Consider the following 23702-nt stretch of genomic DNA (forward strand, 5'->3'; position numbering starts at 1 on the left):
AATGACCGACGATATGCTGCGTGCCCCCGCCGAGGTGAAGTACGCCGAGGAGCTCGACTGGCTGGAGTCGGTCGACGACGGCCCCAAGCCGTTCTCGTGGCGGCTGAGCCCCCGGATGGTGCGGCTGTTCGTGCTCGGCTCCGACCGGTCCGACGGGCTGGACCGGGAGATCTCGCAGAAGTGGTTCGGCGACCGCGCCTTCGTCGAGCGCAGCATCGTGACCCTGGCGTCGGACCGGGGGCTGCTGCTGATCGGCGACCCGGGCACCGGTAAGAGCTGGCTGGCCGAGCTGCTCTCCGCCGCCATCTGCCGCAACTCGACCCTGGTCGTCCAGGGCACCGCGGGCACCACCGAGGACCACATCAAGTACTCGTGGAACGTCTCCATGGTGATCGCCAAGGGGCAGTCCAGGGAGTCGATGATCCCCTCGCCGATCATGAACGCGATGGAGCAGGGCATGATCGGGCGCTTCGAGGAGCTGACCCGGTCCACCAGCGACGTGCAGGACGCCCTGATCTCCATCCTGTCCGAGAAGTACGTGTCCATCCCGGAGCTGGACGACGACAACATCGTGTTCGCCCAGCCGGGATTCTCCATCATCGCCACGGCCAACAGCCGGGACCGGGGCGTGAACGACCTCTCCTCGGCCCTGAAGCGCCGGTTCAACTTCGTCCGCATCCCGGTGGTGACGAACAAGCGCAGCGAGGCGGAGATCGTCCGGTTCCGCACCACGGAGCTGCTGCGCCGGCACCGGATCGAGCTGGACGTGCCGCCCACGCTGCTGGACATCCTGCTGCAGAGCTTCGCCGACCTGCGCGCCGCGGCGGCCTCGGCCACCAGCGACGACGAGCGGCTGGAGTCGGCGCTGTCCACGGCCGAGCAGATCGGCGTGCTGGAGGACGCCATCCTGCACGGCCACTTCTTCGGCGACCGGACCCTGCGGGCGGAGACGCTCGCCGGTTCGCTGGTGGGCTCGCTGGCCCGGCGCAGCCCGGAGGACCTCGCCATCCTGAACAAGTACTGGCACGGCGTCATCGAGCCCCGCGCCAAGGACGGCGGCCCCTGGCAGGACTTCCTCGAAGGCGGCCGCCAGGCGATCGCCACCCTGTCATGAGCCCCTTCGGCGCGCTCCGCGGGCAGTTGCTCGACGCCGCGAAGACCTTCGCGGACGCCCCGAGCGACCTCGCCGGCATCCTCGCGGGCCTGGTCGACGACGTGGACCGGGCGCTGCGCGAGGAGCTTGAGATCTTCCCGGTGTGCCACCACTCGCCCGCCTCGGCGCTCGCCATGGCCCGCCGGCTGCGCGAGAAGCAGCCCAAGGTCATCTACCTGGAGCTGTGCGAGGACATGCGCCCGCTGCTGGACGAGCTGCGCAACTGCCGGCTCCCGGTGGCGTTGCAGGCGTTCGGCTCCGAGCTGGACGGCTTCCCCGCCGGGTGGGGGCCGCTCAGCGTGGTCGCGCCGATCACCGAGGCGTCCGCGGAGTACCAGGCCATCGCCTACGCCCTCGACACGCCCGATGTCGAGATCGTGCTGGTGGACCGCTCCTCCGACCACGTCTTCCAGTGGCTCCCGCAGGAGGAGCCGGCCCGGCCGGAGGAGGACGCCGAGGACCGGGAGGAGGCGGCCCTGCACGGTGACGCGGTGGGCGTCGAGATCGGCGACCTGCGCCCGCGTTTCGCCGAGCTGGAGGCGCACCTGCTGCACCACGGCAAGGTCCGGCACTGGTCGGAGTGGTGGGACCAGTATGTCGAGCAGCCGCTCTCCGGCGCCGACTACGACACCTACCGCCAGGTCATGGTGCTGATCGGCAGCCTCTTCCGGCGGCTGCGCCCGGCGGGCGACGAGCGCACCGCGTCGGACGAGGACCGCGAACGGTACATGTGGACCCGGATGCGCGAGCACCTCGCCGCCTCCGGCGCCGACCCCGCCCAGTGCCTGTACGTGTGCGGCGCCTTCCACGCGGCCAGCCGGGTCGAGCAGTTCGGCCTGGCCTCGGACGCCCCGCCGTTCGACATCAGCCCGCGTACGGCCACCCGCTGGCAGTACGGGCTCATCCCGTCCAGCCAGTCGGCCATCGAGGCGCAGTTCGGGCTGGCCTCGGGATCGGTGTCGATCGCGGCGGCGACCTGGAACAAGGCGCTGACCCGTGGCGGCGTGCAGCCCTTCAAGCTGGACCGGCAGAAAGAGGGACGCAGGCGCAAGCGGGCGCTGACGCCGGTGGCGCAGGCGCAGGTCACCGACCGGCTGTCCGGCTTCCTGGCGAAGCCGCCCGCGCTGGACGGGCTGGACGAGGCCGAGCTGCTCGGCTGGTGTGTGGACATCGTCCGGCTGGCCCGCCGCAACGGCTACCTGGCGAGCACGGCCGACGCCATCGCCGTGTTCGAGACGTCCATCCTGCTCGCCGGGCTGCGTAACCGGGGCCGTCCCACGCCCTACGACTTCCAGGACGCCGCGGTCACCTGCATCGAGAAGGACACCGTGCCCGGCCGCCGCGACGTGCGCCGGCTGTGCGAGATCCTGCTCGGCGGGGACCGGATCGGCCAGGTCGGCTACGAGGCACTCCCGCCGCTGGCCCGCGACGTGTTCGACCGGCTGGAGCCGCTCGGGCTCGACCTGTCGAAGCGCACGTTGCAGCGCGCGCTGCTGAACCTGGACGCCCAGCCGGAGCTGGTCCCCTGCTCGCGGCTGCTGTGGATGCTGCACTACCTGCTGCCCGAGGGCGCGCTGAAGCCCATCATGGGGTCGCGCCGGCTCGGCGAGCGGTCCGTCCAGGAGAGCTGGGACCTGTGGATCGGCCGGCACCAGCGGGAGATCATCGAGCTGGGGTACGAGGGGGTCAGCGTCGAACAGGTGCTGGAGCAGCGCCTGCGGCGTACCGTGTGGGACTCCCAGGCCACGGCGGCGGTCGCGCTCCGGGCGGTGGAGGACGCCATCCTGTTCCTCGGCGGCCGGCGGGTCGCCGACGAGCTCGGGGCGCGGGCGGTGGAACTGCTGGCCGCCGAGCGCACCGTGGACGACGCGCCCGAGGTGCTGCGCCGGATCCGCAGGCTGCTGGCGCACTACCGGGCCACCGAGCCGGCGCTGCCCGCGTGGTGCGAGGCGTTCGTCACGGTCGGATACGCGCAGTACTGCACGCTGCTGCCGACCGCGTTCGTGGACGAGGACACCGGCGGGCGGCAGGTGGCCGCGATGCTCGGGTTCCTGTTCAGCATGGAGAGCTTCGCGCTGGCCCTCGGCTGCGACCACACGCAGCTCGAACTCGCCGTACGGCAGTCGCATCCGGAGGCGCCCGCCAAGGTGGCGCTGCTGTGGGCCGCGCAGTCCCAGCTCGGCCTGCTGCCCATGGCCGAGCTGCGGTCGCGGTGCGACGAGTTGCTGGCCAACCCGCTGGTCGTGCCGTCGTTCCCGCTCTACATCGGTGGCTTCGTGCAGGCGCTGGAGCCGGTCCCGGCGATGACCGCCTTCGTGGTCGAGACGATGTCCAAGGCGTTCGCCCGGCTGCCCGACCCGGTCCTGCTGCCCTGGCTGCCCAAGCTGATCACCACGTTGCGCGACCAGGCGCCCGAGCTGGTGCCGGTGCTCATCCGTGAGGCGGGCCGTACTTTCCCCGCCGGGCTGGCCGCGGTGGACTCCTGGGTGCCGCCGTGGTCGGCCCCGGCCCTGCCGAAGGCGCCCGCGGTGGCCGCGGTGGCGGCCGGTCCGGTGACCGGGCTGCTGACCGCGCATCCGGCGGCCTGCGACGCCGTGGCCGCGTTGCTCGGCTGCGACGCCGGGTGGCAGGTCGCCGCTCCCGCCGCGGACTCCGCCGCCGGTCATGGCGAGACGGCCGCGCTGCTCGCCCGGCATCCGGGCACGCCGGACGCCGTCGCCGAACTCCTCGGCCTGGCGGGGTGACCCTCTCGGCCTCTCGGCTCGGGTGACTCTTCCGGTCCGGGGTGACGCTTTCGATCGGCGGGGTGACGAGCGGCCCGCGGCTCCGGTGGAGCCGCGGGCCGTCATTGTCGTGCCGTCCGCTGCTGTGCGGGTCCCGCTGAGAGTGCCGCGTGTCGGAGGCCGCGGTTGTGCACAGGCTGTGGACAGACGTCCGGCGAGTGCTACCTCCGGAAGACGGCGAACGGCTCGAAGTCGTAGATCTCCCGGTTGATCTGGAGACCGTCCACGGCGCCGATGAAGGCGTTGTCCCGGCCCTTGGTGATGCCCACGCTCAAGCTGATCACGGCGTTGGGCAGCAGGCTCTTGAGCGTGGCGAAGGAGCAGGGCGTGGTCGGCGTGCAGCCGATCGTGCTGCCGGTGACCCCGGTGGCGTACCACGCGCTGCCGGTGGCGCTCGCGGCGTACCGCTGCCAGACGTTGGGCGCGGCGGTCGCCGGCGCCGACGGTGCCGTGGCGTCGTCCGGCAGGTAGACCAGCGACGCGTAGTCCGAGGGGCCCACGTTGGGGTCGACCTCCAGGGCGATGCCCGGCAGGCTGACCCCGGCCAGCGAGTTGTGCCCCGCGAAGATCCAGTAGCCCAGGGTGAAGATCTGGGCGAGGCGGCGGCCGGCGAAGTCCGTCTCGTTGCCGAAGTTGATCTTCTCGGTGCCGCTGCCGACGATGATGCCCAGGCTGCCGACGCCGAAGGGCGGCGGCTGGGTGGCCGCGAAGGCGGCCGGGTTCCTCCGGCCGTAGGGGCCGAAGCGCAGGGTGGCGCTCGGGCTGCCGATGGTGTTGCGGCCGATGACGCCCCACTTGTCGGCGTAGACCCGCGCCGGGTGGTCCTGGGCGCCCGCCACCTCGCCCCCCACCTCGTCCGCCACTCCGGTCGCCGTTTCGGTCGCCGTCTCGCCCGCCGGCGCGGGCGTGGTGTTGTCGGCGTTCGGGAGGCCCGCTCCGAGGAGGGCGAGGCCGGACAGCGGCCACACCAGAAGTTGTGTCTTTTTCATATTTGCCCCCAAGATCGAGATAACCCACAATTATCCGACCACTTCGCCTGGGACAAGAAAGACACGCACATTGAACAAAGCGGCAGATGTCCCTGTTGTCCCCGGCTCTGGGGGTGGTGTCGCCGCTATCAGGGCATATTTCCGGATAAGTGAAGATGTGTCGAGTGGCAATCTCGTCGTCAAACCGGCGCAACATCCCGCGCATCTTGCCGGGGCCCCGGCTCGCGATGCTATCTTTCACCTGAGTACACGCTGTTTGGCCGGACCCGTAATCGCCGATCAGCACGACAAAGACCATGCCCGGAAAATGCGACATGGTCGATCAGGTGCTTTGCATGGCCGTTCGACAGGAAAGTGATCCACCCGCTCGCCGAATCCTTGCCAGGGACCGCCCTTTCGGCCTCGTCTTGACTGCGCCAACAGAACCTTGACGAGATCTCGGGACGGTCCCCGTCGCCCGACCCCACCGGCTCTGGACAACCGAAAGGATCGCGCATAATGCACGGGCTCGCCGTCTGCACGCCGGGCGGATTTCTCCGCCCCCTCGACGTCGCCCGATGCACGTACGCTATTGCATTCTTAAGAACGGCGAAAGCCGATTGGCCGGTACGGTGAACTCCTGTCCTACCCGGCGTAACTTCTTCCTCCCGCCGGCGCACATCCTTCCCTCCGCTCGGACGTCCGTAAAAAGGACGGCCCGTAAGAATTCATGGATTCCATGTCGATTACAAGAATCTCGTTGGAAGAGGATCCCCGTTATCGTGACCTGGCCCCGGCGCACCTCGGTCAAGCCCAGCTCACCGAGATCGCCCGTCTCGTCGCCGGGCTCGGTGCCATGAGGTGCAAGGTCCGGGACGCGGCCGGCGCCTGGTACATGGTCACCTCGCCGGACGACTTCGCCGGCGGGCTGGCCGGGAGGGCCGCCGAGGAGCTGGAGTACGTCAGCGTCACCGCGCTCGACGCCGGCGGCAGACCGGTCATCTCCGCGGAGTTCAGCAAGGAGCGCGCCGAGCTGCGTTTCGACGCGGGGAACGGCGCGGCCCGCGTCGCCGCGGACGGCATCCGGCGGGTGTGCCGGTCGTCGGTCTGCGCGGTCACCCGGTTCGCGATCGACCACCAGTGGGTCCGCCGGGGCCTGGTCGCGGCCCCGGCGGCCGGGGTGAGCGTCGGCTACATCGCCTCGCACGGCGCCCTGGTGTGGTGGCAGCTCCCGGCGGCGGTGCTGGTCGGCGCGCTGCTCGTGGCCGGGCGGGCGCGCCGCTTCCTCGACCGCCGGCTGGTGGGCAGGACGCGCATCTACAACGTGCCGACCGAGCGCCGCCCCGGTTTCCTGGCACGGAACAAGGACGCGCTGTTCTTCGTGGCGCTGGCCGCGCTCTTTCTCACCTGCTCCGGGATCCTGCTCCGGTTGCCGGCCTGGCTGTCCTGACCCGGCTCAGCGGCCCAGGTCGCGGTGGCGGCGTACGGACAGCGGGAAGAAGACCGCGACCAGCAGCACCGGCCAGGCGACCGCCAGCAGCGGCGCGTGCCGGGCCGCGAAGGAGTCGCCGCCCCACCCGGGGTTGCCGAAGAGCTCCCTGGCCGCCGACACCGTGGCCGACAGCGGGTTCCACTCCGAGACCACGGCGAGCCAGGCGGGCATGGTCTCCGGCGAGACGAAGGCGTTGGACAGGAAGCCGAGCGGCCACACCAGGATCTGCAGCGCCACCAGCATGTCCGGCTTGCCGATCGCCAGGCCGAGGTAGATGCCGACCCACAGCAGGGCGAAGCGCAGCAGCAGGAGCAGCCCGAAGGCGAGCAGCGCGGAGCCCAGTCCCCTGTCCCAGGTCCAGCCCATCGCCAGCCCGCACAGCGCCATGACGAGCAGCCCGAGCGCGGAGTTCAGCAGGTCGGCGGCGCACCGCCCGGTCACCACCGCCGAGGACGCCATCGGCATGGCCCGGAACCGGTCGGTCACCCCCTTGGACGCGTCCCCGGCCACCGCCGCGTACGTGGTCTCCAGGCCGAAGACCATGGTCATGGCGAACATGCCGGGGACGAGGAAACTCCCGATAGCCGCCGCCCCCGGGCACCGACATCCCGCCGCCGAACAGGTAGCCGAACATCAGCGCGATCATCACCGGGAAGAGCAGTCCGATCAGGATCTGCGCGGGCTGGTTGGCCCAGTGCGTCAGGTCGCGGCGGGTGATGACCCAGCTGTCCAGCACCGCGTGGCGCAGCCGCTCGGCCGGTCCGCCGCGCCGCGCGTGAATGGTCGCCGTCATGCCTCTCCTCCGGTGCCCGCCGCCAGGGCGGACGGGCGGGTCAGGTGCAGGAACGCCTCGTCGAGGGTGGGGCGGCGCAGCGCGACGTCCTCGGCGACGATGCCGTGCTCGTCCAGCGCGCGGACCACGGCGGTCAGGGCGGTCATCCGGTCCCGTACCGGGGCGCCGACCGCGCGCCGGTCCTGGTCGGTCTCGGTGGCCGCGCCGGTGACCTCGCCGACCAGGGCCGCCGCGCGGGGCAGGTCGGCGGCGTCGCGCAGCACGACGTCGAGCCGGTCGCCGCCGGCCAGCGACTTGAGCCGGTCCGGGGTGTCCTCGGCGACGACCCGCCCGGCGTCGATCACCGAGATCCGGTCCGCGAGCTGGTCGGCCTCCTCCAGGTACTGGGTGGTGAGGAGCACCGTGGTGCCGCCCGCCACCAGTCCGCGCACGGCGGTCCAGACCTCGTTGCGGGCCCGCGGGTCGAGGCCCGTGGTCGGCTCGTCCAGGAAGAGCACCGGCGGCGAGAGGATCATGCCCGCCGCCAGGTCGAGCCGCCTGCGCATGCCGCCGGAGTAGTCCGCGACCGGCTTGCGGCCGGTGTCCGCCAGGTCGAACCGGTCGAGCAGCTCCGCCGCCCGGCGGTCGGCCTCCCGGCCGCCCAGGTGGTACAGCCGGCCGAACATCGCGAGGTTCTGCCGGCCGCTCAGCAGCTCGTCCAGCGCGGCGTTCTGCCCCACCAGGCCGATCCGGAAGCGGACCTCGGCGGCCTGCCGTACGACGTCGAAGCCGGCGACCTCGGCGCGGCCGCCGTCGGGGCGCAGCAGGGTGGACAGGATCCGCACGCAGGTGGTCTTGCCCGCGCCGTTGGGGCCGAGCAGCCCGTGCACGGTGCCCGCGGGCACGGTCAGGTCGAGGCCGTCGAGCGCGGCCCGGTCTCCATAGCGTTTGCGCAGCTCCTCCGCGATGACCGCGGGGCCGGTCGGACGCACAGTCATGGCCCTCCTAACTCTCTACACCGTATGGAATTACTTTAGCTTACACTGTAGAGAGTTTGGTGTGCACAATGGAGGCGTGACGACGGAGTACACCGGGAGCGGAGACCCCAGGCGCAGCGTGGAGCTCCTGTGGGGCCTGCGCGACGGGCCCAGGCGGGGGCCGAAGCCGCGCTTCTCGGTGCCGCAGATCGCGCGGGCCGCGATCGAGCTGGCCGACGCCGAGGGGCTGGCCGCGCTGTCCATGCGCCGGGTGGCCGACCGGCTCGGCGTCACCGCCATGTCGCTCTACTCCTACGTGCCGGGCAAGGCCGAGCTGCTCGACGTCATGGTGGACACCGTGTACGCCGAGACCGACCGGACCCGCGACCCGGCGTCCGGCTGGCGAGACGGCCTGGAGGCGGTCGCCAGGGACAACTGGGCGCTCTATCTACGCCACCCGTGGCTGCTCCAGGTGGCCGCCGTCGGCAGGCCCGTGCTCGGCCCCCACATGATCGCGAAGTACGACCACGAGCTGTCCGCGGTGGACGGCATCGGCCTGGCCGACGTCGAGATGGACCTCGTGCTCGGCCTCGTCACCAACTACGTGCACGGCGCGGTGCGCGCCGCGGTGGAGGCCGCCCAGGTCGAGCAGCGCACCGGGCTCACCGACGAGCAGTGGTGGGAGGCGTGGGCGCCGGTGCTCGGCAAGGTCCTCGACGAGGGCCGGCACCCGGTCGCCGCCCGGGTCGGCTCGGCGGCCGGCCGGGAGTACGGCGCCGCCTACGCGCCCGAGCGGTCCTTCGAGTTCGGTCTCCAGCGCCTTCTCGACGGCATCGAGGTTTTCGTGCGCGGCCGTTCCGGGCGGGACGGATGAGGGGACCCATTATCCTTTATGGTGTCCGATGCTGATTTTTCTCATTCCCTTCCCTCCATATGGGCCACTGCACACAATGGGTTTTCATGACCGGCTTAGAGAACGCGCCCGACCCGATCGCCGCACTGTGGGAGCGGGTGCGGGAAGTGCTGGAGGACAGGGGCAATCCCACTCCGCACGCCATTGACCGGTTGGCGTCGGGACACGGTCACGCGCTGGCGCCGAGCACGGTCGCCGGATGGTTCAGGACCTGGACCGTGGTGCCCTCGTGGGACAGGTTCCAGGTGCTGCTGACCGCTCTCGGAGTGGCGCCCGGCGAGGACTGGCGGACCCTGCACGCCGCCGCCGAGCAGACCAGGAACGAGCGCAGGCAGCAGCGCAAGAGCGTGCCCCCGGGGGAGCCGGTCGCGCCGGGCAGGGAGCCGGCCGAGTGGGGCGGGACGCCCAGGGAACAGGACCTCGTGTCCGGGCTGCTGTTCGTGCTCGGCCGGTCGGCGACGATCATCGACCAGCTCGCGGCGCGCTGCGAGTCCCTGTCCCAGGAGACCGACAGGCTGCGCGAGCTGCTGCACCGCACCCGGTCGGACGCGGACCGCGAGCTGGCCGAGATGCGCCGGGCGCTGAAGGATTTGGAGCCCGGCGCGGCCGGGGCCGCGCCGGCGGGCCTGCGCGGCGGGATCCCCGACCAGGCGGCATGGGAGAGCGAGGAGCCGGACGCCGGGTGGCTGCCGGACGACCCGCCCTATTCGGCTCCGCTGGTGCGGCCCTACATGGTGACGAAAGGCCGTTCCAGCCCGCGTACGGACCTGGCGGTGGAGGCGCTGGTGTCCGCCGTCGCGCTGACCGACAGGGATATGTCGCTGATGATGCCTGAATATCACGATATTCAGCGCTTATGTCAGCAAGTTCGGTCGGTGGCCGAAATATCGGCTTTGCTTGGCATGCCGCTGGCGGTGGCCCGCATCCTCATCGCCGACATGGCCGCCGAGGCCCTCGTCCACGTCCACGAACCGGACCCGGACGAGGACAGCCTGGACCACGCCCTGCTGGAGAAGGTCCTCAACGGCCTGCGCAAACTGTGACCGGTCAGCCGGCCAGCTCGGCCACCGGGATCCGGCGGAAGGCGATCGTCTCGTAGGGGCCGAAGTCGCCCGTCTCGTACAGCAGGCCCACCGTGCCGGCGTCCACCGGGACCAGGTCGGAGTAGGCGGCGGGCAGCCCGGAGACGGTGTGCACCGGGCGCCAGGTGACGCCGCCGTCCCGGCTCGCCCTGATCGTCATCAGGGCGCGGGCGTCCGGCGCGGCCGGGCCGGAGAAGAGCAGCACGTCCGGGTCGGGCCACTGCAGCACGCTGCCCTCGACCACCGGTCCCACCAGGCCGCTCTGCGGGCGGAACGGCAGCTCCAGGCTCTGCCCGCCGTTGCCGGAGTAGGCGTCCGCCCGGGTGCCGGGGGCGGCGGAGTCGTTGCGGGTGTTCAGGTAGACGCGGCCGTCGGGCAGTTCGGTGGCGGTGGTCTCGTTGACGTTCACGTAGGCGTCGGGATTGTCGTCCACGTAGCCGATCCGCCAGGTCTCGCCGCCGTCGTCGCTCAGCAGGCCGTGCCCGCCGTTGTACTTGCCCTCGGTGCCGTCGTCGCCGCGTCCCGGCGGCAGCGAGTGGTTGGCGGGCACGAGGAGGCGGCCCGCGTGCGGCCCGTGGCGCAACTCGACCGCGTGCCCCGGGGTGGTGGCGTACCAGCGCCACTCGGGCCGCTTCGCGGTCGCGGTGATCTCCCGGGGCGCGGTCCAGGTGGCGCCGTCGTCGTCGCTGCGCTGCACGTAGACGCGGCGGCCGTCGGCGGCGGCGACCTCGCCGCGCCTGATCCTGGCCTCGGTGGCGGTCGCGGCGTTCTGCACCGAGACGAGGACGATCCGCCCGGCGCCCGTCACCACGGGGGCGGGGTTGCCCGCGGTGCCGTCGCGGCCGTGCTCGGCGACCACCTGGAGGGCGCCCCAGGTGCGCCCGCCGTCGGTGGAGCGCTTGAGCACCAGGTCGATGTGTCCCGTGTCGGCGGCCGAGCCGCGCCTTCCCTCCGCGAAGGCGAGCAGCGTGCCGGAGACGGTGGCGACGGCGGCGGGGATCCGGAAGGTGTGGTAGCCCTCGGCGCCCGAGCGGAAGGGCACTGAGGTGACGTAGGGGGCGGGCATCGGGGCTCCGATCGGGGGGCGGGACTCCGGTCCCGGGCACGCTACCCACCGCCGCCCGCCCGGCCACGTGCGTTCGCCGATCCGCCCGCGCGTGTTCAGCCCGCCGACCGGGCCCGTTCAGCCCGGCGCCGGTGAACCGGCTAAACCCTATGCATCACGACAAAAAATGATAAATGGGGGATTATCGCGATTAGTTGTCCATAGTGATGAGGGATCGATGTCGGGGGTCGTCGCGGCGTTCGCCGCCTTGGTGTCGGTCGCGCTGCTCGGGTACCTGGTGGGCCGCACCGGGGTGCTCCGGGCCCAGGACGAGCTGGTGCTGTCCAGGCTCGCGTTCTACGTCGCCACGCCCGCGCTGCTGTTCACCACCGTGGCCACCGCCGACCTCGGCTCGATCTTCTCCCCGGTGCTGGTCGCCCACGTGGCGGGCCTGGCCGTGGTCCAGGCGGTCGTCGTCGTGGTGGCGGTGTTCCGGCGCAGGGACGGGGCCGAGACGACCATCGGCGTGCTCGCCGCCTCCTACGTCAACGCCGGCAACCTCGGCGTCCCGCTCGGCGTCTACGTGCTCGGCGACGGCGCGCTCATCGCGCCGATCCTGCTCTTCCAGCTCCTCGTCATGGCCCCGGTCGCGTTCCACCGGCTGGACCGGCGCGGCGCGGCCGGGGCGTCGCTCCGGTCCGCGCTGCGCCGCCCGCTGACCAACCCGCTCTCGGTCGCCTCCCTGCTCGGCCTGGCGGTCGCCCTCAGCGGCCTGACGATCCCCGCCGCGGTCACCCGGCCGATCGAACTCGTCGGCGCCGCCGCCGTACCGGTCGCGCTCATCTCCTACGGCCTGAGCCTGAGCGGCCGCGGCGCCGCCCGCCTCGGGGGAGAGGGCCGGAGCGCGGACGTCGCGCTCGTCGTCGCCCTCAAGTGCTTCGCGCACCCCGCCGTGTCGTACCTCATCGGCCGGTACGCCCTCGGCCTCGACGGTCCCGCCCTGCTGGCCGCCACGCTCTTCGCGGCCCTGCCCACGGCCCAGAACGTCTACGTCTACGCCGTCCACTACGACACCGGGAAGCGGCTCGCCCGCGGCGCGGTCTTCCTCAGCACGCTGATCTCCATCCCGGTCATGCTGACAGTGAGCGGCCTGCTCGCCTGACCGGATCGTTCCGCAGGGAGCCCCGATGGTGTCTTATCGCAGGCTCCCTCCCCAGGCCAGGCTGGAGGCATGAGACGCGCATTGATCGTCATCGACGTCCAGGAGTCCTTCCGGCGGCGGGACACCTGGCGGGCGGTGTCCAACCCCGGCATCGTCGCCCAGGTGAACCGCCTGGTGGACCGGGCGAGGGCGGCGGGGGACCTCGTCGTCTGGGTCCTGCACGCCGAGCCGGGCAGCGGCACGGTGTTCGACCCACCCGCAGGCTTCGTCCGGATGATGGACGGGCTGGATCCCCGGGAGGGCGAGCCGGTGATCACCAAGACGTCCCGCAACGCCTTCACCACCACCAACCTCCAGCAGCTCCTCACCGCCGAGGGCATCCGCGACCTGGTCGTCTGCGGCATCCAGACCGAGCAGTGCTGCGAGACGACCACCCGGCTGGCCGCCGACCTCGGGTTCGACGTCACGTTCGTCGTCGACGCCACCGCGACCTTCCCGATCCCGCACCGCGACGCGCCGCAGGGCCGCACCGTCGAGGAGATCGTCGCCGACCCGCGCACGCTGGGCGTCCGGGAGATCGTCGCCAGGACGGAGTACGCGCTCGCCGGCCGGTTCGCCGCCATCGCCTCCGTGGACGACTTGGTAGGCTGACCGGATCGTGCTCAGAGTCGCCTTCCTGCTGCTTCCCGGGCTGCACCTGCTCGACCTCGCCGGTCCCGCCCAGGTGTTCTCCATGGCCGCCCAGCTCGGCTACGACTACGAGCTGTGCTACGTGGGGGAGCAGGAGGAAGTGCCGACCGCGCAGGGGCTCCCGGTGCGCGCCGGGCTGAGCTGGCCCGAGCTGCGCCCCGCCGACCTCGTGGTGGTGCCGGGCTGGCGGGCGCCCACGTTGCGGGAGAGCTCGCGGGTCGGCGCCGCCGGCGCGGCCCGGCTGGCCGCCCACCACGCGGCGGGCGGCACGGTGGCCAGCGTCTGCGCGGGCGCCGAGGCGCTCGGCCGGGCCGGGCTGCTGGACGGCAGGCGCTGCACCACCCACCACGACCTCCAGGACGAGCTGGCCGTCCGGTACCCGCGGGCGACCGTGGTGCGTGACGTGCTCTTCGTCGTGGACGACCGGGTGGTCACCTCGGCGGGCATCGCGAGCGGTATCGACCTCGCGCTGCACCTCGTCGCCGTGCGGCACGGGCCGGGCGCCGCCGCCAGGGTCGCCCGCGCGATGGTCGTCTACACCCGGCGCAACGGCGACGAACGGCAGGCGAGCGCCATGCTGCGGCACCGGGCGCACCTCAGCGACGTTGTGCACCGGGTGCAGGACCTCATCGACTCGCGGTTCGCCGAGCCGTTGCCGCTGGACGGCCTGGCCGCCGAGTCCGGGGTCAGCCCGCGTACCCTGACCAGGCTGTTCGGCGAGGCGACCGGCATGACCCCGCTGCGCTACCAGCAGACGCTGCGCGTGGAGCGGGCCGAGCACCTGATCGGCAGGGGCGCGACCGTGGAGTCCGCGGCCCGGGCCGTCGGCTTCACCGACGCCCGCATGCTCCGCAGGCTGCGGGGCCGGGGCAGGGAGATCACCCGTCCGTGACCCGCCCGCCGCCGGGTTCGGCGCGCGGCGGCGACCGTAGCAGCCGGAGGGTCGCCGCCCCGCCCAGAAAGGCCGCCAGCGCGACGGCGGGCAGCCCGAAGAGCGCGGGTTCGGTGTTGGGGAACAGGCTGTTCAGCAGCAGCCCGAGCGCGACCGCGGCCAGCCCCGCCACGGTCGCCGCCGGGCGCGCCCAGCCGAGCGCCCCGGAACGCGGCACGGCGGGAACCGGGCGGCGGCGGGCCGCCCGTATCTCGACCGGCCCGAAGATCGCGACCAGCACCGCCAGCGCCGGCACCAGCATGACCAGCCACGGGATCCGCCAGGCCAGCCAGGACGCCGAGCCCACCCGCTGCACCGGCAGCACGCCCAGCAGGTCGAGCAGGCCGGTGAGCAGGATCGCGGCGGTGACGTGCCACAGGAAGATCGTCAGCACGACGGCGTTGACCGCGACCACCACCGTCCACGGCCCCCTGCGGCGCAGCCACCGCTCGGCCCGGTCCTTCACCAGCAGTGCCAGGCCGATCTGGACGGTGGCCACCGCGAGCAGGGCGAGGCTCGGCGGCGACATGTTGTGCAGCCGCTCCCCCGGCACGTTGATCATGCTGATCGGGTAGGGGCCGGCGAGGGTGAGCAGCAGCAATGCGCCGAGCCCGCCGAGCAGCAGCGGCAGCGCGACCCGGGGCCGGGCCGGCAGCAGGCCGTCCCGCCAGGCGAACCCCATCTGGTGAACGGCCAGCCAGCCGAACACGAAGCTGCCGTTCCCGAGAGACTCCGCGCCGTTCAGCCGGGCCACGTCCCCGGCGGCGACCAGGCCGGTCAGCACCACCGGGACGGCCAGGCCGTACCTGCGGTGCAGGGCGTGCATCGGCGGGGTGAGGACGACCACGATCAGGTAGACCGACAGGAACCACAGCGGGATCGAGGCGAACCACACCACCGTCCGCACCCAGCCGGGATCGACGGGGAACAGCCGGGCGGCGAGCGCGGCGCCGGCCATCACCAGCACCAGGGCGGTGGTCGGCGGGACGAGCCGGCCGCCCCGGTCGAGCAGCCAGCCGGTCGTGTCCCCGCCCCGGCGGCGGCGCGACTCCAGGGACACCGCGTTCGCGTATCCGCCGACGAGGAAGAACAGCGGCAGCACCTGCACCACCCAGGTGAGCGGATGCGCCCACGGCAGGTCCGGCAGCGCCGAGCGGCCGGTCAGCCGGCCCTGCGCGTCGTGGCCGATCACGGTGGCCAGCCAGTGGCCGAGCACGACCGAGACGATGGCCACCGCCCGCAGCAGGTCGATGAACCGCTCCCTCGCGGGCGGCGTCCGATCCACCAGCAGGTGGAGCCCGCGGAGCGGGGCGCCGATACCGTGCATGTCCTCCGGGGCACCTTCCTGACCAGGGCGACGACCAGACTTCTACCCCGATGACAGCGTTCTGTGCGGGGTTTGAAGCAGCGCTACGCCGATCTGTAGGCGACAAGGCCACGATGAAAGCCCAGCTAGAGCAACTGATCACGATGTCCAAACGGCCGAACATCACTCTGCAGGTGCTCCCCTTCACCGCAGGTGGCCACGTAGCGATGGATGGTGGCTTCGTCGTCCTGGGGTTCGAGTCACCTGACCCCGACGTGATCTACCTGGAGAACCAGGTGGGAAGCCTCTACCTAGAGGAACAATCGCACGTGGATCGGCATAACGTGGTCTTCAACCACCTCAGAGCGGCAGCGTTGGACCCGGTCCAGAGCCGCCGTCTCCTCTCAGCGGAAGCCAGGGACTTGCGATGACCAACATCGATGAGCTATCCGACGCGGTGTGGCGCAAGAGCGCACGCAGCAACAACGGCGGGAACTGTGTAGAGATCGCCGAGTTGTCTTCCGGACGCATCGGCATGCGGGACAGCAAGGACCCGCACGGGACAGCGCTGATCTTCACGTCCGGCGAGTGGCAGACCTTCGTCGCCGGGATCAAGGCAGGCCAATTCGACTGGACGTGATCCATGGATGAGCAGACCATGCGCCCGATTGCCCAGTGCGATCGGGCGCTGATGCTTTGTTGGACTTTCGACCCTGGTACCGGGGTTGACGTTGATACCGCGCAACAGGGCGACGTACCGCATCGGCACTCTCCTTCCACCGGGATGTCGCAGGCGACCCTACGGGCCGTTCCTGCCGTCCTGTGTCAGGTTTTCCGCCGGGGGTGCGGGCAGGGGCATGGAGGTGAGGGGTGGTGAGCCGGCATGTGGGGTGATCGGCGGGGCACCGAGCCGCGTAACGCCCGCAGCGCGCTGCGCACCCGGGCCGTGCTGTCCGGGATCGCGTTGCCACTGGCGCTGGCCGCGGCGGTCTTCTTCGGGATGCGGGCGGTGGGCACGGGGGAGGCGGTCTGGTGGGCCGAGACGGCGATCGCCCTCGTGGTCGTCGCCGTCGCCGCCGCCGACCTGGTGGTACTGGGCCGCAGGCTGCGCTGACCCGGCCACACCGCCCGGACGACGGCCGTGACGTAGCTGACCCGGCCACACCGCCCGGACGACGGCCGGCGTAGCTGACCCGGTCACGCCGCCCGAAAGGCGATCGGCGCGGCGGGTTCATGAAAGCGGCGCGGAACGCGCGGCGGCATTCTGTGCTCTCCGAGCCGGTTTCATGACACGCAGGGAGCACAGGGGATGGCCACTGCCGTGATCGCCGTCGTGGCGGTCTTCTTTCTCGCGATGGGCGTCTACGGGCTGGTCGCGCCCGCCGCGCTGATCAGGCCGTTCCGGATCGTGGCGGACTCGGGCCTGGCGCGGACCGAGATCCGCGCCGTGTACGGGGGCTTCGGCGTGGCCGTCGCCGGGTTGCTCGTGGCGGCGATGATCGACGCCGGCGGGATCCGCAGGGGCGCCGTCATCGCGGTCGCCGTCGCCCTGCTGGGCATGGCGTTCGGACGGCTGGTGGCGCGGGCGGTGGAGCGTCCGCCGGCGTTCTACCCCTCCTGGCTGTACTTCTGGGTGGAGATCGCCGGTGGCGGCGCGCTGCTGGCCGTCGCCGGCTGGTGAGAACGGCCGGAGTCCTCCGCGGGCGTCCTGGAGTCCAGTGGCCGGATGGTCACGTCGTGGGCGAGCAGGTCGCTCGGCGGCAGGCCGAACAGGGCGTGGAACGCGCTGCTGAGATGGGACGGGCTGGCGAAGTACCCGTCCTGCGCGGCCCGGGTCAGGTTGCCCCCCGCGGCCAGCGCGCGGGCGGCCCGCTGCATCTGCGCCCACAGCCGGAACCTCCGGTACGACGTGCCGGTGCCCTCCCTGAACAGCCGGAGGAAGCGCGACTCCGACAACCCCACCTGCCCGGCCAGCACCCCGGCCGGCACCGGCTCGTCGGCGTCGAGCAGACGTCTGACAGCCGTGCCGATCCGCGGGTCCGCGCACGACGCCGTACCGCCGCCGGCCGCCTCGGCGATCCACCCGACGACCTCCGCGGACGTACTCCCGGCGGACAGTCCGGCGGCCCCGGCGACGACGGCCGCCTCGGCCCGGTGCCCGACCAGGACACCGCGGTCCCCGGCGGTGAACCTCGTACGGCAGGCCCGGTCGGCCGCCGAGCCGGGATCGAGGTAGAGGAAGACCATGCGGCCCCCGCCCGCCGTGACGTGGTGCCGCACCCTCGGCGCGACCAGGGCCGTCCGCGCCGCCAGCCGTCCGGTGGCCGCGCGATCGACGGCGAACGGCCCGTCCACCCCGACGACCAGGCACGCCACCGCTCCGGAGTGCGGGCCGAGCCGCAGCGAAGGGCCCGCGTACAGCGCTCCGCCGGACCACACCCACACCGCCGCCCCGGGCCCGTCGCGACGGGTTCGTGGAAGCGCCGTCGCCTGCGTCTCCCACACTCTTGGCGGATCGACAACCTTCATGGAGGACATGATGCGCCTTTCCGCCCGCACGATCGGCAAGCTGTTGTTCGGGGCCGTGGGGTTGCTCAACGTGGCACCGGGGCTCATCGCGTTGACACCGTCGCAACTCGCCACCGTATACGGGGTGATGTCCGACGACGTCACCGGCACTCTGCTGCTCCGGCACCGCGCGGTCATGCTGGCCCTGCTCGGCGTGGCGCTCCTGGCCGCGGCCGTCATGCCGCGGCTGCGGACGCCGGTGGTGATCGTGGCCGCGGTCGGCAAGCTGTCGTTCATCGCGCTGGTCTGGACGACCCCGGGAGCGCACCCGAAGCTGACCCCGGTCGCCCTCGCCGACGTGGGCGCGCTCGTCGCGCTGGGCACGGCCGCCTTCCTCCTCCGGGCACGGACGACCCAAGTACGGACGGCTGAGGCACGCACGGCCGAGGCACGCACGGCTGAGGCGCGGACGACTCCGGGCCGGACGGCATGACCCCGTGCGCCGGGGCTCAGCAGGAGCGGTACTCGTCCTTGCGCCACAGCATGGCCGCCAGCATCAGCGGGAACATCGCGACGTGCGAGAAGATCATGACCGCGTCGCCGTCGACGAATCCCAGCCACAGCAGCGGGAAGAGCGGCACGACCGGCAGGAACATCGCGGCGCACATCTCCAGCGTGGGCGCCCACCGGTGGCCGCGGAAGCGCATCCAGGCGGCCATGCCGACCGACATGTCGAACGCCATGAGCAGGTAGGCGAGCTCCGGCTGCGTCGCGTACGAGAAGGAGATGCCGACGGCGTCCCAGGCGATGCCGAGGACGATCATCCCGGCGAACATCGCGATGATCATCTCCACGTAGTGCCGGGCGAATCTGCCCCATCCGTGGCGGGTTTCCGAGCTGATCTGAGTCATGGCACCACTGTGTGGCGGCGGTCGCGCCGCGCCTAGGTGAGCACAGTGTGCGTGTCCGGAAACTTGGGCTGTCTGTCCTTTCCGACATATGGTCGCCGCATGATCGTACGGCGTGTGACGCTCGTCGGCTATGAGGCGGCGGCGCTGCTCGACATCGCGTGCGTGGCCTCCACCCTGGAGACCGCCAACTGGCACGGCGCCGCGCCGCCCTACAAGCTGCGCCTGGTGACGCCGGGCGGCCGGCCCGTGCACAGCGGCAGCGGCATCACCCTCCAGTCGCACAAGGCGCTGGAGCAGGTCACCGGGCCGCTGGACACGCTCATCGTGTCCGGCGGCATCGGTTCCGAGGACGCGGCGGCCGACCCGGTGATCGTGGCGCACGTGCGCCGGCTGGCCAGGGAGAGCCGGCGGATCGCGTCGGTGTGCACCGGGGCCGCCGTCCTGGCCGCGGCGGGCCTGCTCGACGGCAGGCGTGCCACCACGCACTGGGAGTCGGCGCACCTCCTCGCCGCCCGGTACCCGGAGGTCGAGGTCGATCCCGGCCCGATCTTCATCAGGGACGGCAACGTCGCCACGGCGGCCGGTGTCACCAGCGCGCTGGACCTGACCCTCGCCTTCGTCGAGGAGGACAACGGGGCCGAGGTGGCGCGGCGGGTGGCGCGCAGCCAGGTGACCTACATGCAGCGGCCGGGCAACCAGGCGCAGATGAGCATGTTCACCGCCACCGTCCCGCAACCGGGCAACCGGCTGGTCAGGCAGGTCGTCGAGCAGGTGACGGGCAACCTCGCCGGCGACCTGACCACGGCCGCCCTCGCGGCCGGCGCGGGCGTCAGCGAGCGCCACCTGACCCGGCTGTTCCTGAAGCACCTGGGCCACACCCCCGGCCGGTTCGTCCGGCAGGCCCGCGCCGAGGCGGCGGCCCACCTCCTGGCCTCGACCTCGCTGCCGATGGCGGCGGTGGCGGCCCGCTGCGGCCTCGGCACGGCCGAGAACCTGCGCCAGGTGTTCGTGGACCGCTACGGCATCCCGCCCTCGCGGTACCGGGTCGCGCACGGCACCACGTCACGGCCACTGGGCGTCGCGCAGCAGTGAGATGACCGACCGCTCGGCCGCCCCCTGGGTCGCCATGATCGGGTCGCCCTTGCCGAGCCCGGACAGGTCGATCGTCCGGCCCTTCTCGTAGAGGACGATGAGCCGCGGGTCGACGTACGACGCGCGGGCGACCGCCGGGGTGTTGCCCAGGTAGCCCGCCACCTCGTTCATCACCCTGGTCACCGCGCGTCTGCGTCCCGTCCTGGTGCGCGCCCTGGCCGACACGGCGAGCCCGACGGCGGCGAGGACGGTGGCGTGCCAGGTGCGGAAGTCCTTGGCGGACACCTCGCGGCCGAACACCTCCCGCAGGTACTCGTTGACGTCGTTGCTGGTCACGTCGTGCCATTCCCCATTCTCCCGGTAGCGCAGCAACTCGGGGGCGGGCCGGGCCAGCAGCGACCGGATCACCTTGCAGACCGCCTCGTCGGCGACGACCTGCTCGCGCGGCTTGCCGCCCTTGGCGGGGTAGGAGCAGATCACCTTCCCCTTCCGGCAGGTGACGTGCTCGGAGCGGAGGGTGGCGAGGCCGAAGGAGTCGGTGTACTCGGCGCCGCCCACCCGGAAGAAGCCGATGTCGAGCATGCGCGCGGCGGCGGCGAGCACGCGGACGCGGGTCAGCCCGCGCCCGGCGAGATGCCCGGCCACCGTGTCGCGGAACTTCGGCAGCTCGGTGGCCAGGTCGAGCACGTGCTCGAACTTGTCCCTGTCCTGCTGCTCCCGCCACAGGTCGTGGTAGCGGTACTGCCGCCGTCCAGCGGAGTCGGTGCCGACCGCCTGGAGGTGTCCTTCCGGGGTGGCGCAGATCCACACCTCCGTCCACGCCGGGGGGATGGCCAGCGCCCTGATCCTGGTCAGCGTCTCGGCGTCCTTGATCTGCTCGCCGCCGGAGTAGTAGCCGAACCCCCTGCCGTGGCGCCGCCGTACGATGCCGGGCTCGTTCGGGTCGCTGCGGCGCAGGTCGCCGTTCATCCGCCGGCCAGCGTGGCCAGGGTCTCGCGGGCGAGCTGGAGCTCCTCGCGGGTCTCCACCACGAGCACCGGTACGGCGGCGCCGGGGGCGCTGACGAAGCCGTCCTCGTCGAGGTTCCCGGTGACCGGCGGGGTGACGCCGAGCATGCCGAGCCGCCGGCACACCGCCTCGCGCACCTCCGGCTGGTCCCAGCCGATCTCGCCGGCGAACACCAGCGCGTCCAGCCGGTCCAGCCCGGCCGTGGCCGCCGCCGCGATCTCCCTGGCCACCCGGAAGGCGAACACGTCCAGCGCCAGCGCCGCGGCCGGGTCGTCGGACGCCACCAGGTCCCGGGTGTCGCCCGACCTCCCGCCGGACAGCCCGAGCAGTCCCGACCGGTGCTCCAGCCCGTCCCGCAGCTCCTCCGCGGACAGCCGCCCGGACAGCAGCCAGAGCAGCATCCCGGGATCGACGCTGCCCGAGCGCTTGCTCATCGGCACCCCGTCGAACGGGGTGAACCCCATCGAGGTGTCCACGCTGCGCCCCTCCCGCACCGCGCACACCGAGGCGCCGCCGCCCAGGTGGGTGAGCACGAGGTGCAGTTCGCCCGCCGGTCGCCCGAGGAGTTCGGCGGCCCTGCCCAGGCTCCACGCGTAGGACAGCCCGTGGAAGCCGTAGCGCCGCAGGCCGTACCGGGCGCGCCACTCCGCGGGCAGCGCGTACGTCGCGGCCACCTCGGGCAGGTCGCGGTGGAAGCCGGTGTCCGGGCACAGGACGTGCGGCACGCCGGGCAGCAGCGACCGCGCCGCCGCCACCAGCGCCAGCGCGGGCGGCACGTGCAGCGGCGCCAGGTCGGCGCACCCCCGCACCGCGCGCAGCACCTCGTCGTCCACCACCGTCGGCCCCCGTACGGCGTCGCCGCCGTGCACGAGCCGATGCCCCACGGCCGCCACCTTCCCCTCCGGCCCGTCCCCTGAGGACCCGTTCCCAAGAAACCCCGATGACCCGTCACCCAGGAACTCGGACAGCGTCTTGCGCGCGACATCCGGGTCCGGTGCCTGTTCGCTGTGCGAACTCCGCACCACCCGGCCGTCGCGGACGAGGTTCAGCCGCAGGCTGGAGGAGCCGGCGTTGACGGTCAGCACAACACGTGGCATGAGACGCCGTCTGCCCAGGCAGGCGGCATCGAATCCTCGGGTGAGGGGAGTGGCGGTGGCGCCGAGCCCGGCGAGCGCCTCTGCCACCGGGGAGATCCGCCCGGCCGCCTACGTGACGCCGTCCGGGGACAGGTTGTGCTCTCTGATCAGGCTCAGCGCCCTGGCCTCGTCGCGGTCGGCGATGGCGTCGACGATGGCGGTGTGCAGGAGCTGGCGTCCGCGCAGGTAGTCGGGCATGGAGTCCTGGTCCTTGCCGGGGAGCACGGCCAGCGTGTGCGACTCGATGAGGTCGAGCAGGCCGGTGTAGATCGACCGCAGCACGTGGCTGGGGCTGATCGCGGCGATGGCGGCGTGCAGCTCCCAGTTGGCCCTGGTGAAGGCGGTGGCGTCGGCGGCGCCCGCCGCCTCGGCCATCACCGCCAGCCGTTCGCGCAGGCCGGCGACATCGGCGGGGGAGGCGTGCCACAGCGCGTCCTGCACCAGCAGCGGATCGAGCGCGTCGCGGATCCGCACGGCGTCGGCCACCGAGGTGTGGGCGGCGTCCAGCGAGAGCACCGCGTGCCCGAGGCGGACCATCGGCGACTGCTCGGCCGCGAAGAGGCCGCCGCCCGGCCCGGGGCGCACGGCCACCAGGCCGCGTGCCTGGAGCAGCCGCAGGGCTTCGTTGAACGTGCCGACGGACACCCCGCAGTGGGCGCGGAGCTCCTCCTTCGTGCCGAGTCGCGCGCCCGGCTCGGCCCGCCGGGCCAGCTCGGCGATCCGCTCGGCCGCCATCTCCGGCCGCGACCGCGGCGACGGCTCCTGCGCGGAGACCTGTGCGGAGACCTGTGCGGGAACGGCTTCCTGACGGGCAGGGGACACCTCGCGCACCACGCCTCCCTCCTTGAGCATCACCGAGCTTGACATACCTTCCGGGCGACGGCAAGAATCCACCGTATTCATCATGGTGAATAAGGAGGCGTTTCCCTTGCGTATCGCCAATCTGGCCGGTCGGCTCGTGCTGCTCTCCGGCGACGGCGCCGTGGACGTCGAGCGGGCGAGCGGCGGGGTGTTCTCCGCCGACCCGCAGGCCGTGTTCGAGCGCTGGGACGAGTTCACGGCGTGGGCCGGGCAGGCCGACGTCAGCGGCGCGGAGCCGTACGCGGTGGGCGACCTGGGGGCGCCGGTGCCCGCGCCCCGGCAGATCCTGGCCATCGGGCTCAACTACCGCGACCACGCCACCGAGTCCGGCTTCGACATCCCGCAGAACCCGGTGGTGTTCACCAAGTTCGTCTCCTCGCTCACCGGCCCGACCGGCGACATCGCGCTGCCCGAGGGCAACGTCGACTGGGAGGTCGAGCTGGTGGCGGTGATCGGCCGCCGGGCCTACCGGGTGTCCGCCGAGCAGGGCTGGGACCACGTGGCCGGGCTGACCGTCGGGCAGGACGTCTCCGAGCGGATCAGCCAGTTCAACGCCCCGCCTGCGCAGTTCAACATGGGCAAGTCGTTCCCCGGCTTCGGGCCGCTCGGCCCCGTCCTGGTCACGCCGGACGAGCTCGACGACCGCGACGACATCGAGCTGGGCTGCACGCTCAACGGCGAGAGCGTGCAGAAGGGCCGCACCAGCGACCTGATCTTCAGCATCCCGGTGCTGATCGAGCGGCTGTCCGCGGTGATGCCGCTGCTCCCCGGCGACATCATCTTCACCGGCACCCCCGCCGGCGTGGGGATGGGCCGCACCCCGGCGCGGTGGATCTCCGTGGGCGACGAGCTGGTCACCTACGTCAAGGGCATCGGCGAGATGCGCCACCGTTTCGTGGCCCCCTGACACCG

25 protein-coding genes are annotated in these 23702 nt (G+C 72.3%); 15 read left to right on the forward strand and 10 right to left on the reverse strand.

The genetic code is table 11. From position 1 onward, the window contains the following. The first annotated feature begins 1 nt into the window (after position 1). Together QSK26_RS23490 and QSK26_RS23495 are read left to right on the forward strand one after the other, a co-directional pair. Positions 2–1114 (forward strand): ATP-binding protein, encoded by a 1113-nt coding sequence (locus QSK26_RS23490; RefSeq protein WP_285777394.1) that lies wholly within the window; start codon positions 2–4, stop codon positions 1112–1114. Next, positions 1111–3897 (forward strand): DUF5682 family protein, encoded by a 2787-nt coding sequence (locus QSK26_RS23495; RefSeq protein ID WP_285777395.1) that lies wholly within the window; start codon positions 1111–1113, stop codon positions 3895–3897. Before QSK26_RS23490 ends, QSK26_RS23495 begins: the two co-directional genes overlap by 4 nt. 200 nt (positions 3898–4097) lie before the next feature. Here the strand turns inward: QSK26_RS23495 and QSK26_RS23500 are convergent, their stop codons facing one another. Next, complete coding sequence (locus QSK26_RS23500) at positions 4098–4925, reverse strand: hypothetical protein (protein ID WP_285777396.1); 828 nt, start codon at positions 4923–4925, stop codon at positions 4098–4100. A gap of 739 nt (positions 4926–5664) precedes the next feature. Between QSK26_RS23500 and QSK26_RS23505 the strand changes: the two genes are divergently transcribed. Further along, positions 5665–6354, forward strand: a complete 690-nt coding sequence (locus QSK26_RS23505) for a hypothetical protein (protein WP_285777397.1) — start codon at positions 5665–5667, stop codon at positions 6352–6354. A 6-nt stretch (positions 6355–6360) separates the two neighbouring features. On the opposite strand, the gene QSK26_RS23510 is transcribed toward QSK26_RS23505, so the two are convergent. Both QSK26_RS23510 and QSK26_RS23515 read right to left on the reverse strand, forming a co-directional pair. Continuing rightward, positions 6361–6954 carry an ABC transporter permease gene (locus QSK26_RS23510; protein ID WP_352244379.1) on the reverse strand — a complete coding sequence of 198 codons (594 nt, stop codon included), beginning with the start codon at positions 6952–6954 and terminating at the stop codon, positions 6361–6363. A gap of 231 nt (positions 6955–7185) precedes the next feature. After that, positions 7186–8166, reverse strand: coding sequence for an ATP-binding cassette domain-containing protein (locus QSK26_RS23515; protein WP_285777398.1), 981 nt, complete (start codon positions 8164–8166; stop codon positions 7186–7188). 76 nt (positions 8167–8242) lie between these two features. Here QSK26_RS23515 and QSK26_RS23520 point away from each other — a divergent pair, with 76 nt between their 5' ends. Together QSK26_RS23520 and QSK26_RS23525 are read left to right on the forward strand one after the other, a co-directional pair. Next, a complete protein-coding gene (locus tag QSK26_RS23520; protein ID WP_285777399.1) occupies positions 8243–9019 on the forward strand; it encodes a TetR/AcrR family transcriptional regulator in 777 nt (258 codons plus the stop codon). An 86-nt stretch (positions 9020–9105) separates the two neighbouring features. Further along, positions 9106–10101 carry a DUF742 domain-containing protein gene (locus tag QSK26_RS23525; protein WP_285777400.1) on the forward strand — a complete coding sequence of 332 codons (996 nt, stop codon included), beginning with the start codon at positions 9106–9108 and terminating at the stop codon, positions 10099–10101. A gap of 4 nt (positions 10102–10105) precedes the next feature. Here the strand turns inward: QSK26_RS23525 and QSK26_RS23530 are convergent, their stop codons facing one another. After that, positions 10106–11206 carry a sialidase family protein gene (locus QSK26_RS23530; protein ID WP_285777401.1) on the reverse strand — a complete coding sequence of 367 codons (1101 nt, stop codon included), beginning with the start codon at positions 11204–11206 and terminating at the stop codon, positions 10106–10108. Positions 11207–11423: 217 nt separating this feature from the next. Between QSK26_RS23530 and QSK26_RS23535 the strand changes: the two genes are divergently transcribed. From QSK26_RS23535 to QSK26_RS23545, 3 genes are all read left to right on the forward strand, one after another. Next, positions 11424–12347: an AEC family transporter gene (locus QSK26_RS23535; protein WP_285777402.1), complete on the forward strand. Its 924-nt coding sequence runs from the start codon at positions 11424–11426 to the stop codon at positions 12345–12347. A 69-nt stretch (positions 12348–12416) separates the two neighbouring features. After that, a complete protein-coding gene (locus QSK26_RS23540) occupies positions 12417–12998 on the forward strand; it encodes a cysteine hydrolase family protein (RefSeq protein WP_285777403.1) in 582 nt (193 codons plus the stop codon). Between the two features lie 7 nt (positions 12999–13005). Beyond that, complete coding sequence (locus tag QSK26_RS23545) at positions 13006–13929, forward strand: GlxA family transcriptional regulator (protein WP_285777404.1); 924 nt, start codon at positions 13006–13008, stop codon at positions 13927–13929. On the opposite strand, the gene QSK26_RS23550 is transcribed toward QSK26_RS23545, so the two are convergent. Further along, the gene (locus QSK26_RS23550) at positions 13916–15295 is read right to left on the reverse strand and encodes an acyltransferase family protein (RefSeq protein WP_285777405.1); all 1380 of its coding nucleotides are present in this window, start codon (positions 15293–15295) and stop codon (positions 13916–13918) included. The two genes, QSK26_RS23545 and QSK26_RS23550, sit on opposite strands and share 14 nt — an antisense overlap. A 113-nt stretch (positions 15296–15408) precedes the next feature. Between QSK26_RS23550 and QSK26_RS23555 the strand changes: the two genes are divergently transcribed. The 4 genes from QSK26_RS23555 to QSK26_RS23570 all read left to right on the forward strand — a co-directional run bounded on the left by QSK26_RS23555 (position 15409) and on the right by QSK26_RS23570 (position 16955). Beyond that, positions 15409–15705, forward strand: coding sequence for a DUF5753 domain-containing protein (locus QSK26_RS23555; protein WP_502888736.1), 297 nt, complete (start codon positions 15409–15411; stop codon positions 15703–15705). After that, entirely contained in the window at positions 15702–15914 is a 213-nt protein-coding gene (locus tag QSK26_RS23560) for a DUF397 domain-containing protein (protein ID WP_285777407.1), read from the forward strand. Before QSK26_RS23555 ends, QSK26_RS23560 begins: the two co-directional genes overlap by 4 nt. Before the next feature lie 243 nt (positions 15915–16157). Then, positions 16158–16388 (forward strand): DUF6343 family protein, encoded by a 231-nt coding sequence (locus QSK26_RS23565; RefSeq protein ID WP_285777408.1) that lies wholly within the window; start codon positions 16158–16160, stop codon positions 16386–16388. A gap of 195 nt (positions 16389–16583) precedes the next feature. Then, positions 16584–16955 (forward strand): DUF4345 family protein, encoded by a 372-nt coding sequence (locus QSK26_RS23570; protein WP_285777409.1) that lies wholly within the window; start codon positions 16584–16586, stop codon positions 16953–16955. Here QSK26_RS23570 and QSK26_RS23575 read toward each other — a convergent pair. Then, on the reverse strand, positions 16883–17803 hold the full coding sequence (locus tag QSK26_RS23575; protein ID WP_285777410.1) for a helix-turn-helix domain-containing protein: 921 nt from the start codon (positions 17801–17803) through the stop codon (positions 16883–16885). The two genes, QSK26_RS23570 and QSK26_RS23575, sit on opposite strands and share 73 nt — an antisense overlap. 7 nt (positions 17804–17810) lie before the next feature. Between QSK26_RS23575 and QSK26_RS23580 the strand changes: the two genes are divergently transcribed. Further along, a complete protein-coding gene (locus QSK26_RS23580) occupies positions 17811–18275 on the forward strand; it encodes a hypothetical protein (protein ID WP_285777411.1) in 465 nt (154 codons plus the stop codon). Positions 18276–18291: 16 nt separating this feature from the next. On the opposite strand, the gene QSK26_RS23585 is transcribed toward QSK26_RS23580, so the two are convergent. Further along, positions 18292–18693 (reverse strand): hypothetical protein, encoded by a 402-nt coding sequence (locus QSK26_RS23585; protein ID WP_285777412.1) that lies wholly within the window; start codon positions 18691–18693, stop codon positions 18292–18294. A gap of 99 nt (positions 18694–18792) precedes the next feature. On the opposite strand from QSK26_RS23585, the gene QSK26_RS23590 reads away from it, so the two are divergent. Continuing rightward, on the forward strand, positions 18793–19785 hold the full coding sequence (locus QSK26_RS23590) for a GlxA family transcriptional regulator (protein WP_285777413.1): 993 nt from the start codon (positions 18793–18795) through the stop codon (positions 19783–19785). On the opposite strand, the gene QSK26_RS23595 is transcribed toward QSK26_RS23590, so the two are convergent. The 3 genes from QSK26_RS23595 to QSK26_RS23605 are packed head-to-tail and all read right to left on the reverse strand — an operon-like array spanning position 19756 to position 22781. Beyond that, on the reverse strand, positions 19756–20754 hold the full coding sequence (locus QSK26_RS23595; protein WP_285777414.1) for a DNA topoisomerase IB: 999 nt from the start codon (positions 20752–20754) through the stop codon (positions 19756–19758). The genes QSK26_RS23590 and QSK26_RS23595 overlap by 30 nt on opposite strands. Further along, a complete protein-coding gene (locus QSK26_RS23600; RefSeq protein WP_285777415.1) occupies positions 20751–21977 on the reverse strand; it encodes an acetate/propionate family kinase in 1227 nt (408 codons plus the stop codon). Before QSK26_RS23600 ends, QSK26_RS23595 begins: the two co-directional genes overlap by 4 nt. A 21-nt stretch (positions 21978–21998) precedes the next feature. Beyond that, on the reverse strand, positions 21999–22781 hold the full coding sequence (locus QSK26_RS23605) for a FadR/GntR family transcriptional regulator (RefSeq protein WP_285777416.1): 783 nt from the start codon (positions 22779–22781) through the stop codon (positions 21999–22001). A 76-nt stretch (positions 22782–22857) separates the two neighbouring features. Between QSK26_RS23605 and QSK26_RS23610 the strand changes: the two genes are divergently transcribed. Then, the gene (locus QSK26_RS23610; protein ID WP_285777417.1) at positions 22858–23697 is read left to right on the forward strand and encodes a fumarylacetoacetate hydrolase family protein; all 840 of its coding nucleotides are present in this window, start codon (positions 22858–22860) and stop codon (positions 23695–23697) included. Positions 23698–23702 lie beyond the last annotated feature (5 nt).

Origin of the sequence: Microtetraspora sp. NBRC 13810, assembly GCF_030268685.1 — a bacterium.
Classification (GTDB): domain Bacteria; phylum Actinomycetota; class Actinomycetes; order Streptosporangiales; family Streptosporangiaceae; genus BSRQ01.

What these genes read in the sequence shown, in the direction of transcription:
- QSK26_RS23490 (WP_285777394.1), top strand. Translation starts at nt 2, where the DNA reads ATGACCGACGATATGCTGCGTGCCCCCGCCGAGGTGAAGTACGCCGAG.
- QSK26_RS23495 (WP_285777395.1), top strand. Translation starts at nt 1,111, where the DNA reads ATGAGCCCCTTCGGCGCGCTCCGCGGGCAGTTGCTCGACGCCGCGAAG.
- QSK26_RS23500 (WP_285777396.1), bottom strand. Translation starts at nt 4,925, where the DNA reads ATGAAAAAGACACAACTTCTGGTGTGGCCGCTGTCCGGCCTCGCCCTC.
- QSK26_RS23510 (WP_352244379.1), bottom strand. Translation starts at nt 6,954, where the DNA reads ATGTTCGCCATGACCATGGTCTTCGGCCTGGAGACCACGTACGCGGCG.
- QSK26_RS23515 (WP_285777398.1), bottom strand. Translation starts at nt 8,166, where the DNA reads ATGACTGTGCGTCCGACCGGCCCCGCGGTCATCGCGGAGGAGCTGCGC.
- QSK26_RS23525 (WP_285777400.1), top strand. Translation starts at nt 9,106, where the DNA reads ATGACCGGCTTAGAGAACGCGCCCGACCCGATCGCCGCACTGTGGGAG.
- QSK26_RS23530 (WP_285777401.1), bottom strand. Translation starts at nt 11,206, where the DNA reads ATGCCCGCCCCCTACGTCACCTCAGTGCCCTTCCGCTCGGGCGCCGAG.
- QSK26_RS23535 (WP_285777402.1), top strand. Translation starts at nt 11,424, where the DNA reads ATGTCGGGGGTCGTCGCGGCGTTCGCCGCCTTGGTGTCGGTCGCGCTG.
- QSK26_RS23540 (WP_285777403.1), top strand. Translation starts at nt 12,417, where the DNA reads ATGAGACGCGCATTGATCGTCATCGACGTCCAGGAGTCCTTCCGGCGG.
- QSK26_RS23550 (WP_285777405.1), bottom strand. Translation starts at nt 15,295, where the DNA reads ATGCACGGTATCGGCGCCCCGCTCCGCGGGCTCCACCTGCTGGTGGAT.
- QSK26_RS23555 (WP_502888736.1), top strand. Translation starts at nt 15,409, where the DNA reads ATGAAAGCCCAGCTAGAGCAACTGATCACGATGTCCAAACGGCCGAAC.
- QSK26_RS23560 (WP_285777407.1), top strand. Translation starts at nt 15,702, where the DNA reads ATGACCAACATCGATGAGCTATCCGACGCGGTGTGGCGCAAGAGCGCA.
- QSK26_RS23565 (WP_285777408.1), top strand. Translation starts at nt 16,158, where the DNA reads ATGTGGGGTGATCGGCGGGGCACCGAGCCGCGTAACGCCCGCAGCGCG.
- QSK26_RS23570 (WP_285777409.1), top strand. Translation starts at nt 16,584, where the DNA reads ATGGCCACTGCCGTGATCGCCGTCGTGGCGGTCTTCTTTCTCGCGATG.
- QSK26_RS23575 (WP_285777410.1), bottom strand. Translation starts at nt 17,803, where the DNA reads ATGAAGGTTGTCGATCCGCCAAGAGTGTGGGAGACGCAGGCGACGGCG.
- QSK26_RS23580 (WP_285777411.1), top strand. Translation starts at nt 17,811, where the DNA reads ATGATGCGCCTTTCCGCCCGCACGATCGGCAAGCTGTTGTTCGGGGCC.
- QSK26_RS23585 (WP_285777412.1), bottom strand. Translation starts at nt 18,693, where the DNA reads ATGACTCAGATCAGCTCGGAAACCCGCCACGGATGGGGCAGATTCGCC.
- QSK26_RS23590 (WP_285777413.1), top strand. Translation starts at nt 18,793, where the DNA reads ATGATCGTACGGCGTGTGACGCTCGTCGGCTATGAGGCGGCGGCGCTG.
- QSK26_RS23595 (WP_285777414.1), bottom strand. Translation starts at nt 20,754, where the DNA reads ATGAACGGCGACCTGCGCCGCAGCGACCCGAACGAGCCCGGCATCGTA.
- QSK26_RS23605 (WP_285777416.1), bottom strand. Translation starts at nt 22,781, where the DNA reads ATGCTCAAGGAGGGAGGCGTGGTGCGCGAGGTGTCCCCTGCCCGTCAG.